The following is a 790-nucleotide window of genomic DNA, read 5'->3' as shown; positions in this document are numbered from 1 at the left end:
ATAATCGTCGGCAGCGTCAGATGTGTATAAGAGACAGGCGGGATGATGGGTTGAACGACGATCCGGTCGCGCGGCGCTCGCCGGCGCTCTGCCGCTTCTTCGGCGCCGTCATGGCGCGGCGGATGCGGCGCGACTTCCACGCGGTGCGGCTGGCCCGGCCGGGCTGGCCGGACCTGCCGGCGGACCGGCCGGTGATCGTCTGCCTGAACCACCCATCCTGGTGGGACGCCGCTTTGCTGATCGTGATGGGGACCACCCGCTACCGCGACCGGCCGGGCTACGGCCCCATCGACGCGGCGATGCTGCGCCGCTACCGCTTTATGGCGCGCATCGGCCTGTTCGGGGTCGAGCCGGGCCGGGCCGGGGCCGCCGCCTTCCTGCGCCACGGCCGGCGCATCCTGGCCGACCCGCGGTCCATGCTGTGGATCACCGCGGAGGGCGCCTTCACCGACCCGCGCCGCCGCCCGGTCCGCCTGCGGCCGGGCATTGCCCATCTCGTCCGCCGCGCGCCGGAGGCGGTGGTGGTGCCGCTCGCCGTGGAATACCCGTTCTGGGACGAGAGCACGCCGGAGGCGCTGGCCCGCTTTGGCGAGCCCGTCGATGCGTCCGCTTTCGCCGGCTGGCCGGTGCCGGACATCGCCGCCGCGCTGGAACGGCGGCTGGAGGCAACGATGGACGCCCTGGCGCTCGACGCGCAGAGCCGCGACCCGGCGCGTTTCCTGACGCTGATCGACGGCTCGGCGGGGGTCGGCGGCGTCTACGACCTGTGGCGCCGGGCGCGGGCGTGGGC

Annotated in this window: 1 protein-coding gene; it reads left to right on the top strand. The window is 74.3% G+C overall.

Annotation, left to right across the window (positions count from 1 at the left end):
• Positions 1–20: 20 nt before the first annotated feature.
• A partial coding sequence (locus Q4I23_RS32900) for a lysophospholipid acyltransferase family protein (protein WP_498529032.1) occupies positions 21–790 on the top strand: 770 nt, incomplete at its 3' end.

It is taken from the genome of Azospirillum sp. UFLA03-27 (genome assembly GCF_059803775.1).
The sequence above is the reverse complement of the archived record's forward strand: the minus strand, read 5'-3'. Positions and strand labels throughout refer to the sequence as shown.